This is a genomic window from Kitasatospora sp. NPDC127116 (genome assembly GCF_042677365.1).
In the GTDB taxonomy this organism is placed as follows: Bacteria; Actinomycetota; Actinomycetes; order Streptomycetales; family Streptomycetaceae; genus Kitasatospora; species Kitasatospora lactacystinica.
On the sequence record NZ_JBHXTL010000016.1, the window covers coordinates 1 to 17,613 of the forward strand.

The 17,613-nt window shown below is 72.2% G+C and carries 12 protein-coding genes; 7 read left to right on the top strand and 5 right to left on the bottom strand.

Features of this window, described 5'->3' with window-relative positions; all coding sequences use genetic code 11:
• Window positions 1–83 precede the first annotated feature (83 nt).
• From ACFVHV_RS10015 to ACFVHV_RS10025, 3 genes are all read left to right on the top strand, one after another.
• A complete protein-coding gene (locus ACFVHV_RS10015; protein WP_359915475.1) occupies window positions 84–1,409 on the top strand; it encodes a hemolysin family protein in 1,326 nt (441 codons plus the stop codon).
• Between the two features lie 75 nt (window positions 1,410–1,484).
• Window positions 1,485–2,480 carry a tryptophan--tRNA ligase gene (gene trpS / locus ACFVHV_RS10020; protein ID WP_359915480.1) on the top strand — a complete coding sequence of 332 codons (996 nt, stop codon included), beginning with the start codon at window positions 1,485–1,487 and terminating at the stop codon, window positions 2,478–2,480.
• Window positions 2,477–3,031 (top strand): 2'-5' RNA ligase family protein, encoded by a 555-nt coding sequence (locus ACFVHV_RS10025; protein WP_359915476.1) that lies wholly within the window; start codon window positions 2,477–2,479, stop codon window positions 3,029–3,031. Before trpS ends, ACFVHV_RS10025 begins: the two co-directional genes overlap by 4 nt.
• 31 nt (window positions 3,032–3,062) lie before the next feature.
• On the opposite strand, the gene ACFVHV_RS10030 is transcribed toward ACFVHV_RS10025, so the two are convergent.
• Together ACFVHV_RS10030 and ACFVHV_RS10035 are read right to left on the bottom strand one after the other, a co-directional pair.
• Entirely contained in the window at window positions 3,063–5,612 is a 2,550-nt protein-coding gene (locus ACFVHV_RS10030) for a CDP-glycerol glycerophosphotransferase family protein (protein WP_380350500.1), read from the bottom strand.
• Window positions 5,613–5,820: 208 nt separating this feature from the next.
• Complete coding sequence (locus ACFVHV_RS10035; RefSeq protein WP_359911579.1) at window positions 5,821–9,393, bottom strand: bifunctional glycosyltransferase family 2 protein/CDP-glycerol:glycerophosphate glycerophosphotransferase; 3,573 nt, start codon at window positions 9,391–9,393, stop codon at window positions 5,821–5,823.
• A 134-nt stretch (window positions 9,394–9,527) separates the two neighbouring features.
• Between ACFVHV_RS10035 and ACFVHV_RS10040 the strand changes: the two genes are divergently transcribed.
• Together ACFVHV_RS10040 and ACFVHV_RS10045 are read left to right on the top strand one after the other, a co-directional pair.
• Window positions 9,528–10,526, top strand: coding sequence for a glycosyltransferase family 2 protein (locus ACFVHV_RS10040; protein WP_359911576.1), 999 nt, complete (start codon window positions 9,528–9,530; stop codon window positions 10,524–10,526).
• A gap of 103 nt (window positions 10,527–10,629) precedes the next feature.
• A complete protein-coding gene (locus ACFVHV_RS10045; protein WP_359911574.1) occupies window positions 10,630–11,631 on the top strand; it encodes a YhjD/YihY/BrkB family envelope integrity protein in 1,002 nt (333 codons plus the stop codon).
• 64 nt (window positions 11,632–11,695) lie between these two features.
• On the opposite strand, the gene ACFVHV_RS10050 is transcribed toward ACFVHV_RS10045, so the two are convergent.
• On the bottom strand, window positions 11,696–12,883 hold the full coding sequence (locus ACFVHV_RS10050) for a D-alanyl-D-alanine carboxypeptidase family protein (RefSeq protein ID WP_380350502.1): 1,188 nt from the start codon (window positions 12,881–12,883) through the stop codon (window positions 11,696–11,698).
• A gap of 136 nt (window positions 12,884–13,019) precedes the next feature.
• On the opposite strand from ACFVHV_RS10050, the gene ACFVHV_RS10055 reads away from it, so the two are divergent.
• Window positions 13,020–13,280 (top strand): SCO4848 family membrane protein, encoded by a 261-nt coding sequence (locus ACFVHV_RS10055; RefSeq protein WP_359911571.1) that lies wholly within the window; start codon window positions 13,020–13,022, stop codon window positions 13,278–13,280.
• 92 nt (window positions 13,281–13,372) lie between these two features.
• Window positions 13,373–14,989, top strand: a complete 1,617-nt coding sequence (locus tag ACFVHV_RS10060; protein ID WP_380350504.1) for a hypothetical protein — start codon at window positions 13,373–13,375, stop codon at window positions 14,987–14,989.
• A gap of 64 nt (window positions 14,990–15,053) precedes the next feature.
• Here the strand turns inward: ACFVHV_RS10060 and ACFVHV_RS10065 are convergent, their stop codons facing one another.
• Window positions 15,054–15,827 (bottom strand): succinate dehydrogenase iron-sulfur subunit, encoded by a 774-nt coding sequence (locus ACFVHV_RS10065; protein WP_359911565.1) that lies wholly within the window; start codon window positions 15,825–15,827, stop codon window positions 15,054–15,056.
• Window positions 15,827–17,569 carry a succinate dehydrogenase flavoprotein subunit gene (sdhA, locus tag ACFVHV_RS10070; protein ID WP_359911562.1) on the bottom strand — a complete coding sequence of 581 codons (1,743 nt, stop codon included), beginning with the start codon at window positions 17,567–17,569 and terminating at the stop codon, window positions 15,827–15,829. Before sdhA ends, ACFVHV_RS10065 begins: the two co-directional genes overlap by 1 nt.
• Window positions 17,570–17,613: the final 44 nt, after the last annotated feature.

Consider the following 17,613-nt stretch of genomic DNA (forward strand, 5'->3'; position numbering starts at 1 on the left):
GCCGCCCCCCCCCCCCGCGGCCGGGGCGGGGCCGCCGTCGTGTCCGGGTCCTCGCGGCAGCGGCGGTCCTACACTGGCCCGCTGTGAACGAAACACTCGGGGACGCCGCGCTCGTCCTCGTCTTCATCCTGCTGGGCGGGTTGTTCAACGTCGCCGAGATCTCGCTGATCTCGCTGCGCGAGGGCCAGATCCGGACGCTGGAGGGGCTCGGCACCCGGCGCGCGGCGCGGGCCGCGCACCTGGCGGCCGACCCCAACCGCTTCCTGGCCGCCGTCCAGGTCGGCGTGACCTGCATGGGCTTCCTGTCGGCCGCCTTCGGCGCGGACACCCTGTCCGGCAAGGTCGCCCCGCTGTTCGTCCGGGCCGGGCTGTCCGCGGGCGTGGCCGACGCGGTGGCCCTGGTCGGTCTCACCCTGGTGATCAGCTACGCCTCGCTGGTGCTGGGCGAGCTGACCCCCAAGCGGATCGGCCTGCAGCGCGCCGCGTCCATCTCGGTCATCGCCGCCCCGGTGGTGGACGTGATGTCGGTGGTGCTGCGGCCGGTGATCTGGCTGCTCGGCCACTCCACCAACCTGATGGTCCGGCTGCTCGGCGGCGACCCGGCGGCGGGCCGCGGCTCGATGAGCTCCGAGGAACTGCGCGGCCTGGTCGCCGCCAACACCGAACTCGGAAGCGACGAAAGGGCGTTGATCGCCGATGTGTTCTCCGCCGGAGAGCGTCAGCTGCGCGAGGTGATGGTCCCGCGCACCGAGGTGACCTTCCTGGACGCCGAGCGCCCGCTGGCCGCCGTGCGGCACCAGGCCGACACCTCCCCGCACTCGCGCTACCCGGTGGTCGAGGGCAGCGCCGACGCGGTGGTCGGCTTCGTCCACGTCCGCGACCTGTACGGCGCGCGCGGCGAGCAGGCCGTCAAGGTCCGCGACCTGGCCCGCCCGGTCAAGCTGCTGCCCGGCACCAAGCTGGTGCTGGAGGCGATGGGCGAGATGCGCCGGGAGGGCCACCACCTGGCCATCGTGGTGGACGAGTACGGCGGCACCGCCGGGATCGTCACCCTGGAGGACCTGGTCGAGGAGGTGATCGGCGAGATCCGGGACGAGTACGACCGCCCGGAGGCCGCCCCCACCCGCCGGCTGGCCGGCGGCGGCGTCGAGCTGGACGGCCTGCTCAACCTCGGCGACTTCGCCGAGGAGACCGGCGTCTCCCTGCCCGAGGGTCCGTACGAGACGGTGGCGGGCTGCCTGGTCGCCGCGCTCGGCCGGCTGCCCCGGGACGGCGACCAGGTGCGCGTTCCGGTCGAGGGCGGCGGCGGGGTGCTGCTGACGGTGGCCAAGGTCGAGGGCCGGCGGATCGCCCGGGTCGGGGTGAGTGCGGTCACACTGGCCGAACCTCCGGGGGCGGAGGTTTCCTGAGCGAGCGGTGGAACTGGAACAATGGCGCGCATGGTCAACGCAGCGGTCACCGGTCCGGCCAAGGACCGTCCCCGGGTGCTCTCCGGCATCCAGCCCACTTCCGGCTCGTTCCACCTCGGCAACTACCTGGGCGCGGTGCGCCAGTGGGTCGACCTGCAGAAGGAGAACGACGCCTTCTACATGGTCGTCGACCTGCACGCGATCACGGTGCCGCAGGACCCGGCGACGCTGCGCGAGAACACCCGGATCTCCGCCGCCCAGCTGCTCGGCGCGGGCCTGGACCCGGACCACTGCACGCTCTTCGTCCAGTCGCACGTGCCCGAGCACGCCCAGCTCGCCTGGGTGATGAACTGCCTCACCGGCTTCGGCGAGGCCTCGCGGATGACCCAGTTCAAGGACAAGTCCTCCCGGTACGGCTCCGAGAGCACCACGGTCGGCCTGTTCACCTACCCGATCCTCCAGATCGCGGACATCCTGCTCTACCAGGCGGACGCCGTCCCGGTCGGCGAGGACCAGCGCCAGCACGTCGAGATCACCCGCGACATCGCCGAGCGGTTCAACTCGCGCTACGCCCCCACGTTCACGATCCCGAAGCCGTACATCCTCAAGGAGACGGCGAAGATCATGGACCTCCAGGACCCGGGCATCAAGATGAGCAAGTCGGCCTCCTCGGCCAAGGGCCTGGTCGGCCTGCTGGACGAGTCGAAGGTCAGCGCCAAGAAGTTCAAGAGCGCCGTCACCGACACCGGCACCGTCGTCTCCTACGACGAGGAGGAGAAGCCGGGCGTCTCCAACCTGCTGCGCATCCACTCCGCGCTCAGCGGCCGGTCGGTGGACCAGCTGGTCGAGCACTTCGAGGGCAAGATGTACGGCGCCCTGAAGACCGAGCTGGCCGAGCTGTTCGCCGAGTGGGTCACCCCCTTCCAGGAGCGCACCCGGGTGTTCCTGGACGACCCGGCGGAGCTGGACCGGGTGCTGGCGATCGGCGCCGAGAAGGCGCGCGCGGTGGCGTCGGTGACGCTGGAGACGGTGTACGACCGGATCGGCTTCCTTCCGGCCGCCAAGCGGTGACTCCCCTCACGCACCTGCCCGGTGGTGGCGACCTCCCCGAGGTCGTCACCATCGGCGTGTCCGTGAGCGTCCCGGACCCGTACGGCGCGGCGGTCCAGGACGCCCGGGCCGGGCACGGCGATCCGCTGGCCCGGTCGATACCCACCCACGTCACCCTGCTGCCGCCGACCGAGGTGCCCGCCGAGGCGCTGCCGAAGATCGAGGAGCACCTGGCGGCGGTGGCGGCCGCGCACCGCCCGTTCCGGATGCTGCTGCACGGCAGCGGGACCTTCCGCCCGGTCTCCCCGGTGGTGTACGTCCGGGTCGAGGAGGGCGCCCAGGAGTGCCGGCTGCTGGAGGCGGACATCCGCTCCGGCCCGCTGGCCCGCGAGCTGGCCTTCCCGTACCACCCGCACGTGACGGTCGCCCACGGACTGTCGGACGACGTGCTGGACCAGGCGTACGAGCAGGCGCGCGACTTCCGGGCGGACTTCCCGGTGGAGGGCTTCGGCCTCTCCCGGTTCGGCGCGGACGAGGTCTGGCGGCCCTGGCGGAGCTACCCGTTCGGGTGAACCTGGGCGTCTCCTGGCCCCGCATTCCCGCCTAGCCCCGCCGCCCGGCCTCCCCGCCCGGCCCCGCCTCCCGGCCTCCCCGGCCGCCGAGTTCGAGCATCCGGTCGACCACCCGGCGGGCCGCGCGGCCGTCGTCCAGGGCGCAGTGCTCGGCCCGGAAGCGCCGGTAGCGCTCGGCGTAGTCGGGCGGCGGTCCGCCGTCGCCGTCGGCGAGTCCGCGCAGCGCGCCGAGCAGTTCGGCCGAGGTCGGCACCAGCGGGCCGGGGGCGTTCGCCTCGAAGTCGAAGGAGAAGCCGCGCAGGGTGTCGCGGTAGTGCTCCAGGTCGTAGGTGAAGAAGTACATCGGACGGCCGGTGATGGCGAAGTCGAACATGATCGACGAGTAGTCGGTCACCAGGACGTCCGCGACCAGCAGCAGTTCCTGCGGGTCGGGGTAGTCCCCGCAGTCGTACAGGAAGCCGTCGCCGGCGCCGGGCAGCGGTTCGCGCACGTGCGCGTGCGGGCGGACCAGCAGCACGTGGTCCGGCCCGAGCAGGCGCCGGGCGTGGTCGAGGTCCAGCCGCAGGTCGAGCCGGAAGCCCTCGCCGTCGCCGCGCTGCTGGTCCTCGCGCCAGGTCGGTGCGTACAGCACGATCCGCCGGCCCTCGGGAACGCCGAGCCGGCGGCGGACGGCGGCGACGGTCCGCGGGTCCGGTCGGGCGAGCACGTCGTTGCGCGGGTACCCGGACTCCAGCAGCTCGCCGGCGTAGCGGAAGGCGCGCCGCAGGATCGGGGTGGCGAACAGGCTGGGGGAGAGCAGCAGGCTCCACTGCGGCGTCTCCCGGTCGAGCGCCGCCAGGTAGCCGCGGTCGGCCAGCCAGGGGCTCTCGACGTCGTGGGCGATCCGCTTCAGCAGGGAGCCGTGCCAGGTCTGCACGACGACCTGGCCGGGACGGCGCTCCAGGAAGTCCGGGAAGTGGGTGTTGCCGACCAGGTACCGGCAGGTGGCCAGCGCGCGGTACCACTCCGGGCTCCAGCTGCGCACCGGGACGATCCCGGGCGGCACCTCGGCCTGGGCGTCGTCGACCACCCACAGGTGCTCCAACCGGGCGTTGCGGCGCACGAGTTCGGTGTGCACCGCGCGCGGGGAGTCGGCGTAGCCGCGGCCGCCGAACACGTCGTACAGCACCGCCTCGCGCAGTGGCGCGCGGCGGGCGGCCGGGTAGCGCTCGGTGCGCAGCCGGCGCTGCGTCCAGGCGCTGCGCTCGGTGGCGGTGAGCACCGGGGTGGAGTCCACCACCAGGGTGTCGTGCCACCGGCGCTGCAGCAGGACCCGCTTGCCGCCGGCGGTGGTGGCGGCGGGGACGGCGGACAGCGCGGCGGGGGCGGCGAGCAGCGGCCGGCCGTCCCCGGGGCGGGCGACCGGCTCCAGGGCGGCCTCCCAGACGCCCTTGCGCAGCGGCAGCGCGACGCCGTCCGAGCCGGTCCGGGCGGCGGGCACCCGGACCCGGAAGCGGCCGTCCGGGCCGGTGGCGACCGGGGTGCGGACCTCGCTCGCGGAGCCGGCGTGCCGCAGCACCAGTTGCAGCCGGTCCGCGGCCGGGTCCGGGCAGCGGCCGGACAGTTCGAAGCCGCCGTCCCGTACGGCGATCCGGTCGACCAGGCCGGCCGCGGGCTGGACGCAGAGCTGGAGCCGGCCGTCGGCGAGGTGCTTGAGGTAGAGCACCCGGTCCGGGACGCCGGGCAGCGGGTGCTGGCCGGCCACCGGGCCGCCGCGCTCGTCGAGGCAGAGCTGTTCGGTGCCGCCGTCGGGGCGCAGCAGTTCGGCGTCCCAGTGCTCCAGCCTGCCGCTGCCCCGCCCGTCGGCGGTGAACGGCCGGTACGGCACCCGGACGGTGAAGGTGTTGCCGGTGCGGGCGAGCGGCTGCTCGACCACCGCGTCGCTCTCCCGGTGGCGCAGCCGCAGCACGGTGCCGGAGGGGCAGGCGTCGGCGACCCCGCCCAGGTCCAGGCCGTCGGGGGCGGGGGTGGCGCGGGTGATCCGGACGGCCGGGCGCTCCAGCCGCAGCCGCAGCCGGCCGTCGGCGAAGAACGGCTGGAGCCGGACGCCGTCGTCCACCCAGTGGGCCGGCGGGTACTCGCCGGAGCCGCACCAGTGCGGGGCGAGGGCGCCGTACCGGCGGCGCACCCGGGCGGGGCGGGGGCGGGTGAAGAGCGTGGCCTCGATCCGCCAGTCGCCGAGCAGCCAGTGGTCCCCGCGGCGCAGCCGGCCGGGTGCTATCAGCGCGGTGAAGCCGGACCAGTCGTGGTTGTGCTCGGACTGGGCGCTGTCGTCGGTGACCTCGGGCATCCGGCGGGGGCGGGAGCGCAGGTGCAGCGGCGGCTGGGACCGGTTCTGGTGGCGCAGGGTCAGCCAGGTCCAGGCGGAGCCGGGGCGGGCGGTGTCCTGGCCCTTCGGGCGGGCGAAGCCGGTGAGCTCCAGGCCGCGGCCGTGCCAGCGGGCGCGCAGCAGCCCGAAGACGACGTCCTCGTCCTCGGCGGGGCGGCCGGCGGTCACCCGGGGGGCGGCGTGCGGCAGGACCAGCCGCGTGAGCACAGGCATGGCGGTGGGAGCCCTTCGGAAGGGAAGTCAACATCCCATCCAGAAATGGCGCCGGGGTCAATTGCACGCTTTTTCGAATGCCCCGGGGAATGCATTTCCGGGAACGCCGGTTCGAATTCGGATCCGGTGTTCCGGTCCTTTCCGCCGGGCCCTTTTCGGTCCCTTCCGCCCGGACGCACAGGTGCCCGGACACAAGCGGGCGCGGCGGCTACTCCTTGCGGAGCATCGCGTCGACCACCCGGGCGGCGGCCTTGCCGTCGTCCAGGTCGCAGTACGCCTCGCGGAACGCGGTGGCCCGGTCCGCGTACTCGGCCGTGATCCCGTCCACCCGGCCGAGCACGGAGACGAGTTCCTCGGAGGTGGCCGGCATCGGGCCGGGCGCCTCGGCCTCGAAGTTCAGGCTGAAGCCGCGCAGGTTGTCCCGGTAGTGCTCCAGGTCGTAGGTGAAGAACACGATCGGCTTGCCGGTCGCCGCGAAGTCGAACACGCTCGCCGAGTAGTCGGTCACCAGCACGTCGGCGATCAGCAGCAGCTCCGCCATGTCGGGGTAGCTGCCGACGTCCCAGATGTAGCCGTTGCCGGCGCCCGGGATCTGGCCGCACATCAGGTGGTGCCGGCGCACCAGCAGCACCTGGTCGTCGCCGAGCGCGGCCCTCGCCGCCGCCAGGTCGATCCGCAGGTCGATCTGGTAGCCGTCCTGCGGCCGGCGCCGGTCCTCGCGCCAGGTCGGCGCGTAGAGCACGACCTTCTTGCCCTCGGGCAGGCCGAGCCGCTCCCGGACCTGCTCGGCGGTCTTCTCCCGGTCGGAGGCGAACAGCAGGTCGTTCCGGGGCGAGCCGCTCTCCAGGATCTCGCCCTTGAAGTCGAAGGCGCGCCGCAGCACCGGGGCCGACCAGCGGTTGCCGGCCACCAGCAGGCTCCAGTTCGGGACCTCCCGGGCCAGGCTCTTGAGGTACTTGGAGTCGGTGAACCAGACCTTCTCGAAGTCGAAGCCGATCTGCTTCAGCGGGGTGCCGTGCCAGGTCTGGACGACCACCTGGTCGGGACGGCGGACGAAGAAGTCGGGCAGGTGGGTGCTGGCCACCACGTACTTGGCGGTGGCCAGCGCCTCGTACCACTCCGGGCTGCGGTACCGCAGCGCGGTCGCGCTCTGCGGCAGCTCGGCCTGCATGTCGTCGTTGCCCCACAGGTGCTCCAGCGGCAGGCCGCGGCGGACCAGTTCCTCGTGGACGGCCCGGGGCGAGCCGGAGTACGTGCCGTACTTGCCGGTGTGGTACACCACCGTGTCGCGCACCGGCAGCCGTCGGGCGGCCGGGTAGTCCACGCTCTGCAGCTGGCGCTGGCGGAAACCGGCCCGCTCCTCGGGCAGCAGCACCGAGTCCGATTCCAGCGACAGGCCGTCGTGGTCGCGACGCTCCAGCAGTATCCGCTTGCCGCGGGACTCCACCACGACCGGCAGGACGTCGAAGCAGTCCGGGGTGACCAGCGCGGCGGCGTCCGGCAGTTCGGGCACCTGCACGCCGACCGGGCGGAAGACGACGTGCCAGGTGCCCCGGGAGAGCGGCACCCGGCCGGCGAAGGAGGCGGTCGGCACGGCGGGCAGCGCGGTGCGGAACCGGCCGTCGGAGATCTCCACCGGGTAGGCGTGCTCCTCCTCGCGCCACTTGTGACGGACCACCAGTTCCCAGCGGTGCGCGCCGGGCAGCGGGAACGAGCCGCTCAGCAGGAAGCCGTCGGCGCCGCGCGAGGACACGTCGTCCACCAGCGGCTGGAGCACCTGGTCGGTGAACTGGAGGTGCCCGTTGGGGGAGGGCTTGGAGTAGAGCGCCCGGCGCTCGGCCACCGGGGCCTGCGGGTTCAGCGCCAGGTGCAGCCGCTCGGGCGCGTTGCGGTCGTCCCAGGCCAGCGGGACGGTGCTGCCGTCGGCCAGCAGCAGGGAGCCGTCCCAGTGGTCGCGGCTGCGCTCGGCGGCCACCGGGTCCAGCTCGGCCCAGGCCTCGCGGACGGCGGTCAGCTCGGCGACCGGGGCGAGCGCGGTGAACGGCTGGAGCGAGCCGACCGGAGCGCCCAGCTCCAGCGGGAACGTCACGTGGCGGTCCGACTCGGCGTGGGTGAGCCGCAGCCGCGCCCCGGCGAAGCTCGGGCCGGAGCGGGCCGCGCCCGAGACCTCCAGCCGGTCGCCGTGCGCGGCCAGGCCGGTCACCCGGGCCTTGACCGTCTCCACCCGGAGGTAGACGAAGTTGTCCCGGATCCACGGCACGATCCGCACGTCCGGCTCGACCCAGTGCGACGGGAGGAACTGCGCGCTGTCGCTCCACCCGGCCGAGATCCGGCCCTTGTAGACCCCGCCCTTGCCGGCGCCGGCCACCAGGACGCGCCAGTTGCCGTCCTTCCACTGGCCGCGGTGCCTGAGCCTCTTCGGGTCGATGGCAACGTTGAAGCCGGACCAGTCGCAGCTGTACAGGTCGTGCTGGCAGCTCGCGGTGGCCTCGGGGCTGTACGTCGTCCTCATCGGCACCGCGATGACCCGGCGGCCCTTGGCCTCGCGCAGCACCAGGGTGCGGACCATGTCGTGCTTGCCGGCCGCGCCCAGCTGCTCCGGGTAGGCGTGCCCGGTCAGCCGCAGCTTCCCGTCCTCCCAGACGCTCCGGTACAGCCGACTGCGGATGACCAGCGAGTTGTCCAGCTTGAGCACCCCGGCCGGCACGCTCTTGCGCCCGCCGCGCAGGAACGGGTAGTCGGCGTACGGGCGCAGCAGGCCGCGGGCCTGGACGCCGCCGCCGCTCTCGCGCTCGTACGTGATCTGGTCGACCAGCTCGTCCATCCGGCCCGACAGGGTCAGGTGGTACTTCAGCCGCACCGGCGCGCGCAGCCGGCCGACGTGGTCGGAGCCGATCGCCCGGAGCAGCCGGCCGACGTGCTGGAGGTAGGCGTCCCGGTAGTCCTTGTCCCCCTCCACCAGGGACGAGAAGAACATCGGGATCTCCTCGACGAGGGTGTTCTCGTCGTAGGAGCGCAGGTACTCGGCGAAGCGCGGCTCGGTCTGCTTCATCAGCCAGGCGCGCACCAGCTCGACCGAGGCGACCCGGTCGATCAGGCCCTTGGGGTTGGTGCGCATCTGCGTGATCGACATCTCGCCGACCTCGCGCTCGCGCCAGTGGTAGATCGGCTCGGAGAGCACGTCCACGCTCTTGGCCAGGTAGTGGTGCGGCACGCTGACCGGCGCGTCCTCGTACAGGATGCCCTCGGGGTAGAGCAGGCCGGCGCCGTCGAAGAACGAGCGGCGGTACACCTTGTTCCACGCGGTGCGGTCGGTGACCAGCGCCGGGATCTCGGTGATGTGGGTCTTGAGCCTGGTCTCCTTGAACGGCTTCAGGTGGCCGCCGGACTGGTAGTAGCCCACGGCGCGGAAGCGCAGCACGTTGCCGGTGCAGAAGTCCGAGCCGGTCTCGTCCAGCGTGTTGATCATCAGCTCGTACGCGCTCGGCGGCATCGAGTCGTCGCTGTCCACGAAGCACAGGAACTCGGAGTCCGGGTCGATGTGCCGGATGCCGGTGTTGCGGGCCGCGCCGAGTCCCTTGTTCACCTGCCGGACCAGCCGGAACCGGGAGTCCTCGGCCGCGTACGCCTCGGCGAGCGCCGCGCTGCCGTCCTTCGAACCGTCGTCGACCATGACGCACTCGAAGTCCGTGAAGGTCTGGGCGGCGATCGAGTCGAGGCATTCGACGAGGTAGCGCTCGACGTTGTAGATCGGGACGACGATGGAGAGGCGGGGAGCCATCGGCTACGCAGGCCTTTCTCTGGAGGAGCGTGGCAGCCCGTACGGGGCCTGGCCGCACTTGGATCGGTGCGTACGTGCGCCCCCGATCCTACCTCCGGGGACCTCGCCCACCCCGGGACCACTACGCTGGGTCCGTGTCCCGTTTCAGCGTGATCGTCCCCGTGTACCAGGTCCAGGACTACCTCTCCGAATGCCTCGATTCGGTACTCGGCCAGGACGGCCCGGACTTCGAACTGATCGCCGTGGACGACCGCTCCCCGGACGGCTGCGGCGCCCTGCTGGACGAGGCCGCGGCCGCCGACGCCAGGGTCCGGGTGCTGCACCTGCCGGAGAACGTCGGCCTCGGCCGGGCCCGCAACGCCGGCCTGGAGGTCGCCACCGGGGACTACGTGATCTTCCTCGACAGCGACGACACACTCACCCCCGGATTGCTGAAGGGCATCGACGAGCGGCTCACCGCCACGGGTGACCCGGACATCCTGGTTTACGACTACGCCCGCACCTACGCCGACGGCCGGATCACCCGGGCCGCCTCCGCCCACGTCTTCGGCGCCGCCTCCCCGGACGTCTTCGACCTCGACGCCCGCCCCGACCTGCTCGACCTGCTCCAGGTCGTCTGGAACAAGGCCTACCGCCGCGGCTTCATCGCCGAACAGCGGCTGGTCTTCCCGGCCGGCTACTACGAGGACACCCCCTGGACGTACCCGGCGCTGCTCGCCGCCGCCCGGATCACCCTGCTCGACCAGGTCGGCGTGCACTACCGCCAGCGCCAGGAGGGCGGCAACATCCTGGCCACCGCCAGCCGCAAGCACTTCGACGTGTTCGCCCAGTACGACCTGGTCTTCGCCTTCCTCGACCGCCGCCCCGACCTGGAGCGCTGGCGCCCGGTCGTCTACGGCCGGATGCTGCACCACCTCAACACCGTGGTCTCCAAGCCCGGCCGGGTCCCGCCCGGCGACCGCCGCGAGTACTTCCGCCGGGCCGCCGGGCACTGCGCCCGGCTGCGGCCGGCCGGCTACCGGCCGCCGGCCGGCGTGGACGGCGTGCGCACCGAACTGCTCAGCCACGGCCGCTACGGGGCCTACCAGGCCGTCCGCGCCCTCGCCAAGGCCCGTCGACTCGTCAAGCGGTAGCCGCGGGGCGTCCTGCCGGTCCTCGCCGGGTCCGCCGAAACCCACGGGACACCCACCCGGGGCCTGACGCCCATTCGGGGGACAGGGCCGGTATAACCGGTGGGTGGACTTCCTGACCCGTCTGCCGGTCCTCGGCCCGCTCGTGGCCCGGGTGCTGCGCAGCCGCCCGTACCGGGTGTACGAGTACTTCTCCGCCGCCCGGGGCAACCGGCTGGCCGGCGCCGTCACCTTCTTCGGCTTCCTCGCCCTCTTCCCGCTGCTCACGGTGGGCCTGGCGATCGCCGCCGCGGCGCTCAGCGACGACCGGGTGCACGAGCTGCAGAAGCACATCTCCGACCAGCTGCCGGGGCTCTCGGACGCGCTCAACCTGCCGGCCCTGGTGTCCAACGCGGGCACCGTCGGGCTGGTCGGCGGGGCGCTGCTGCTGATCTCCGGCCTCGGCTGGGTGGACACCATGCGCACCTCGATCCGGGACCTGTGGCAACTGCCCCAGGAGGAGGGCAACCCGGTGCTGCGCAAGGCCTGGGACGTGGCGGTGCTGGGCGGCCTCGGCCTGGTCTCGCTGTTCTCACTGGCCGCCTCCGCCACCGGGACCACGCTGGCCGGCCGGATCGCCGACGCGATCGGCCTCAACAGCGGGTACCTGCTCACCGCCGTCGGCGTGCTGATCGCCATAGCGTGCGACATGCTGCTCTTCGCCTACCTGCTGGCGCCCTTCCCCGGCATCACCGACCAGCGCCGCCGGGACCTCGTGCAGGGCGCGCTGATCGGCTCCGTCGGCTTCGAGCTGCTGAAGATCCTGCTCGCCTCCTACCTGGGCTCGATCGCCGGACGGAGCCTCTACGGGGCGTTCGCCACGCCGGTCGCGCTGCTGCTCTGGATCAACTTCGTCTCCCGGCTGCTGATGTACTGCGTGGCCTGGACGGCGACGGCCGACCCGCAGGCCGCCCGGGAGCGGACCAGGGCGCACGGGCGGACGCTGCTGGAAGCGGCCGACAAGGCGGAGGCGGCGGCCCGGGCGGACGCCGCGGAGCAGGCCGCCCGGGCCCGGAAGAAGGAGAAGACGGAGGGAAAGGGAAAGGGGAAAGCCCGGCCCCAGGACTGAGGCCGGGCCCTGCCGCGGGCCGGAGTTCAGCTGCCGGATCAGCCGGTTCGGCCTCGTCGGCGGATCAGCCGGCGGAGCGGCGCCGCAGCACCAGCGCGCCGTACCCGAGCGCGACACCGGCGAGCACCACGGCCGACCAGCCGACGACGCCGAACCGGCCGCCCCCGCCCGCCGCGGTGGGCGCCGCGGCCGCCGGTGCGGCGGGGTGCGGCGGCGGCGCGGGCGTGCCGTCACCGCCGCCGGCCTGGCCGGTCGGCTCGGCGCCGCCGGGCGGGAGCTCGTCGACCAGCCGGCCGACCGGCTGGACCTTGCCGGCCGCGGCGAAGCCCCAGTCCAGCAGCGCGGCCGTCTCGTCGTACACCTTCTGGTAGCTCGACGGGTGCATCACCGTCACCAGCAGGGTGCGGCCGCCGCGTTCGGCGGCGCCGACGAAGGTCGAGCCGGCGTTGGTGGTGGTGCCGTTCTTCACGCCGATCAGGCCCGGGTACTTGCCCAGCAGCCGGTCGGTGTTGGCGATCCCGAAGCTGCCGCGCTGGCCGGTGTTCCGGTCGACGGCACCCGGGAACATCGCGTCCCGGGTCGCGCAGTACATCCGGAAGTCCGCGTTGCGCAGACCGGCCCGGGCGAACAGCGACAGGTCGTAGGCCGAGGACACCTGGCCGTCCATGTCGTAGCCGTCCGGGGAGATCACCCTGGTGTCCCGGGCCTGGAGCGTGTCGGCGCGCGTCTGCATCTCGGCGACGGTCTGCTGCACCCCGCCGTTCATGTGCGCCAGGACGTGCACCGCGTCGTTGCCGGAGCTCAGGAAGACCCCGCGCCACAGGTCCTCGACCCGGTAGTCCAGGTTCTCCTTGATGCCGACCAGGCTGCTGCCGGGGCCGATCCCCTGGATCTCCTCGTCGGCCACCCGGTGCACCGCGTTGCGGTCGAACTTGGGCAGCACGGTGTCCGCGAACAGGATCTTCAGAGTGCTCGCCGGGGGCAGCCGCAGATGCGGATTGCTGGCCGCCAGCACCTCCCCCGACGCCGCGTCGGAGACTATCCAGGACTGGCCGGTGAGGTCGGAGGGCAGCGGCGGAGCGCCAGCCATCGGGGCGACCTGCACCCCCGGGAGCCCGAGCCGCTCGCCGCCGATCGCGACCGACGGGGGCGGCTGCTGCGGGGCCGCGCCCGCCGGGGCGGCGAGCAGTACCGGCAGGGCCGCGGTGACCGCGGCGCACAGGCGCGCGAACGTGAGACGGGGTGTGGGCACCAGCAGACCGTACCCACTCACGGTTCCCGGCGCCCTCCCCCCGGGGCCCGTCCACCGCAGGAGGGGCCCGCCCTACGCCGATCGGCGGCCCGCGCATACTGGGGAAGCACACCGCCTTCACACGCCGAGGACCCCCATGAAGCTCAGCCGCCGCACCTCCTGGTTCCTGACCGCCTTCGGGGTCTGGTCGATCATCATCTGGACGACCTTCGTGAAGAACCTCTGGAAGGACTCCGGCGGCCAGGCCTTCACCAACGGGGACCACTCCCAGCCCACCGCCTTCTTCTGGGTCCACCTGCTCCTCGCCGTCACCTCCTTCGCCCTCGGCATCGCCGTCGGCACCATCGGCGTGCGCGGCCTTCGCGCCACCACCCGCCGCACCCCGGCCACCGACTGAGAATCCCCGTTGCCACTGTCGGCCCCCACTGGCAGGATCCTCACCGCTCGTGCACGTCTCGAACAGATCTGCCGACAGAGGGTGGGGATTCCTTGAAGAAGCACACGCGTTCACGCGGGCTCGGGGGGCTGGTCGCGGCGACCGTGGCCGCGGGCCTGCTCACCGTGCCGACGGCGGCCGTGGCCGACACGGCACCGACCGTCCTCGGGACGGAACAGGGCGGTGACTACGTCACCAGCGCCTGCGACTCGACCACCGTCCCGCTCTGGAGCGGACGGACCATGTACGGTCCGAAGCTCGTCGCGAACGTCACCGGCACCAGTGCCCGGTTCAGCGTCCGGGACGAGACCACGGGCGCCCAGGACCCGGTGTACACCGGCGAGGCCCGGGCCTACGGACAGTGGGCGAGCGTCAACGCCCCCGGTCTGCTGGACGGGCACAGCTACGCCTGGCACGCCTGGGCCCTCCAGGACACCCAGGCCTCCGCCCCGTCGGCGGACTGCCGCTTCACCGTGGACACCACGAGCCCGACCGTCACGGCCTCCTCGACCGACTTCCCGGCGAGCGGCCCCGCCACCAAGTACGCGGGCCAGACCGGCACCTTCGTCCTCACGGGGCTCGACCCGGCGCCGGCCGGCGGCCAGGCGTCCGGCGTCGCCTGCATCCGGTACGGCTTCCGCACGCTGGGCGTCGGCGGCTGCGACTCGTCCGACGCGGTCAAGCCGGCGGCCGACGGCACGGCGACCGTCGGTGTGCGTGTCCTGGACTGGGGCACCAACATCCTCAACCTCCAGGTGATCGACAACGCCGGCAACGTCAGCTACGGCAGCTACACCTTCTCCGCCCCCTCGAACCCGAACCCGCCGAGGGTTCCCGGAGACGTCGACGGGGACGGTGTTCCGGACGTCCTGCTGCCCGACTCCGCCGGCAACCTGCAGATCATCAGCACGGGCTCGGGCAGCACCGTGCCGTCCGCCACGATCCGTGCCGACTGGTCGCCGGACAGGACGTCCTGGGCCGGGCACCAACTCCCGCACCGCGGTTGGGACTCCAGCGCGCACGCGCCGATGGACGACCTTCTGATCCACGCGAACGGATCGACCGCCCTGTACTTCTACAGCAACCAGGACTACCTCTCGTTCACCCGGAGTCAGACGTCGGTGGGCCGGCCGACCAACTGCCAGAACGCCGCGGGTGCCGCCACCGCCTGCCCCACGACCTTCGCCTCCGACTGGGGCAAGGCCGACCAGCTGGCGCTGATCGGCTCGCTGGACGGCAGGACGGTCTCGTCACTGCTGACCGTCGAGGACGGCAACCTCTGGCTGTTCGCCAAACCGGGCTTCTCCTACCGTCTGTCCACCGCCCGGCAGCTCACCGACAACGGTTCGTGGGCCGGTTACGACCTGGTCGCCCCGGGCCCCGACTCCGTCGGCGACCTCGCCCTCTGGGCGCGCGACCGGGCCACCGGCGAACTGCACGCGTATCCGATCCCGAAGCAGGCCGACGGCAGCCGCGACTTCTCCGCGCTCGCCGACCCGAAGGCGAACGTCGTCGCCACCGGCTTCACCGCCGCCGCCTACCCGACGCTCGGCAGCTCGGGCGACCTGAACGCGGACGGCCGTCCGGACCTGTGGGCCGAGACCGCCGACCGGCACCTGCTGTACTTCTCCGGCTGGAGCGATCCGACCGACGTCGGCGCCCTGCGCTGAAACGGGCGAAGGCCCCCGCCCGATCGGAGGATCGGGCGGGGGCCTTCGGGGTGTCGGGCGGGGCTCAGAAGCGGCGGGTGACCAGCGCCCGCTTCACTTCCTGGATCGCCTTGGTGACCTCGATGCCGCGCGGGCAGGCCTCGGAGCAGTTGAAGGTGGTGCGGCAGCGCCACACGCCCTCACGGTCGTTGAGGATCTCCAGGCGCTGCTCGCCGCCCTCGTCGCGCGAGTCGAAGATGAAGCGGTGCGCGTTGACGATGGCGGCCGGGCCGAAGTACTGGCCGTCGTTCCAGAACACCGGGCAGGACGACGTGCACGCGGCGCACAGGATGCACTTGGTGGTGTCGTCGAAGCGCTCGCGGTCCTCGGCGGACTGCAGGCGCTCCCGGGTCGGCTCGTTCCCCTTGGTGATGAGGAACGGCATGACGTCCTTGTACGCCTGGAAGAACGGGTCCATGTCCACGACCAGGTCCTTGAGGACCGTCAGGCCCTTGATGGCCTCGATCGTGATCGGCTTCTCCGGGTCGACGTCCTTGATCAGGGTCTTGCACGCCAGCCGGTTGCGGCCGTTGATCCGCATGGCGTCGGAGCCGCAGATGCCGTGCGCGCAGGAGCGGCGGTAGGTGAGGGTGCCGTCCTGCTCCCACTTGATCTTGTTGAGCGCGTCCAGGACGCGCTCCTTCGGGTCCATCGTCAGCTGGTAGTCCACCCACACCGGGTCCGGGTGCTCCTCCGGGTTGAACCGGCGGATCCGGAAGGTGACGGTGATCGGCTGGACGGCACCGGCTTCGACCGCGTCCAGAGCGGCCGAGTGCTTCTCCACGGTCGGAGTGCTCATCAGTACTTACGCTCCATCGGCTGGTAGCGGGTCGTGACGACCGGCTTGTAGTCGAGGCGGATGGAGGTGGTGCCGTCGGCGGCAACCTCCTGGTACGCCATGGTGTGCTGCATGAACTTCACGTCGTCACGGGTCGGGAAGTCCTCGCGGTAGTGGCCGCCGCGGGACTCCTCGCGGGCCAGCGCGGAGACGGCCAGCACCTCGGCCAGGTCGAGCAGGTTGCCCAGCTCGACGGCCTCCAGCAGGTCCGTGTTGTACCGGAAGCCCTTGTCCTGGATGGAGACGTTCTTGTAGCGCTCCTTCAGCGCGGCGATGTCCTCGACCGCCTGCTTCAGGGTGGCGCCGGTGCGGTACACCATCGCGTTGGCGTCCATGGTCTCCTGCAGTTCCTTGCGGATCTGCGCCACGGACTCGGTGCCGGTGCTCTCGCGCAGGCCGTCGACCAGGGCCTGGACCTTCTCGGCCGGGTCCTCGGGCAGCTCGACGAACTCGTTGGCGTTGGCGTAGTCGGCGGCGGCGATGCCCGCGCGACGGCCGAACACGTTGATGTCCAGCAGCGAGTTGGTGCCCAGGCGGTTGGCGCCGTGCACGGACACGCAGGCGACCTCGCCGGCCGCGTACAGGCCCGGGACGACGTCGGTGTTGTTGCGCAGGACCTCACCCTCGACGTTGGTCGGGATGCCGCCCATGGCGTAGTGCGCGGTGGGCTGGATCGGGATCGGGTCCGTGTAGGGCTCGATGCCGAGGTAGGTGCGCGCGAACTCGGTGATGTCCGGCAGCTTGGCGTCCAGCTGCTCCGGCGGCAGGTGGGTCAGGTCCAGGTAGACGTGGTCGCCGTCCGGACCGCAGCCGCGGCCTTCGCGGATCTCGGTGTAGATCGCGCGGGAGCAGACGTCACGGGACGCGAGGTCCTTCATGACGGGGGCGTAGCGCTCCATGAAGCGCTCGCCGTCCTTGTTGCGCAGGATGCCGCCCTCGCCGCGGGCGCCCTCGGTGAGCAGGATGCCCATGCGCCAGATGCCCGTCGGGTGGAACTGGAAGAACTCCATGTCCTCCAGCGGCAGGCCGCGGCGGTAGACCAGGGCCTGGCCGTCACCGGTGAGGGTGTGGGCGTTGGAGGAGACCTTGAAGAACTTGCCGGTGCCGCCGGAGGCGAAGACGACCGACTTGGCCTGGAAGACGTGGATCTCGCCGGTGGCCAGCTCGTACGCGACGACGCCGGAGGTCTTGCCCTCGCTGATCAGCAGGTCGAGGACGTAGAACTCGTTGAAGAACTCGACGCCGTGCTTGACGCAGTTCTGGAACAGCGTCTGGAGGATCATGTGGCCGGTGCGGTCGGCCGCGTAGCACGAGCGGCGGACCGGGGCCTCGCCGTGGTTGCGGGAGTGACCGCCGAAGCGGCGCTGGTCGATCCGGCCCTGCTCGGTGCGGGAGAAGGGCAGGCCCATCTTCTCCAGGTCGAGGACGGCGTCGATGGCCTCCTTGCACATGATCTCGGCGGCGTCCTGGTCGACCAGGTAGTCACCGCCCTTGACCGTGTCGAAGGTGTGCCACTCCCAGTTGTCCTCCTCGACGTTGGCGAGGGCGGCGCACATGCCGCCCTGGGCCGCGCCGGTGTGGGACCGGGTCGGGTAGAGCTTGGTCAGGACGGCGGTGCGGCTGCGCTGCGTCGACTCGATGGCCGCTCGCATGCCGGCGCCGCCGGCGCCGACGATGACGGTGTCGTACTGGTGAATCTGCATGGGGGGTTAACTCGCCTCTGGCCTCTGCCGATGGTCGATGGTGC